Here is a 295-nt window from a genome sequence, read left to right as displayed (position 1 = left end):
GGCCAACCCTCCGGCCTCGATGAAGGTGCGCAACAGATGGATCGACGAGATGCCGATGATGGCCATCGCCAGCTTGATCTTGAGCACGCTGGCGTTGACGTGGCTGAGCCATTCCGGCTGGTCGGGATGTCCTTCCAGATTGAGACGGGAGACGAACGTCTCGTAGCCGCCGACGATGACCATCACCAGCAGGTTCGAAATCATCACCACGTCGATCAGGCCGAGGACCGCCAGCATGATCTGCTGCTCGCTGAAATCGAAGGCGTGGGCGAACAGGTGCCACAACTCCTTCAGA

The 295-nt window shown here is 59.7% G+C and carries 1 protein-coding gene; it reads right to left on the bottom strand.

What is annotated here, in order from left to right; genetic code table 11:
* Positions 1-295 (bottom strand): YqhA family protein (locus QSV46_RS39350; RefSeq protein WP_314964038.1); only part of this gene is annotated, 295 nt, incomplete at both ends.

This window comes from Bradyrhizobium cosmicum (assembly GCF_032290525.1).
In the GTDB taxonomy this organism is placed as follows: domain Bacteria; phylum Pseudomonadota; class Alphaproteobacteria; order Rhizobiales; family Xanthobacteraceae; genus Bradyrhizobium; species Bradyrhizobium cosmicum_A.
The sequence above is the reverse complement of the archived record's forward strand: the minus strand, read 5'-3'. Positions and strand labels throughout refer to the sequence as shown.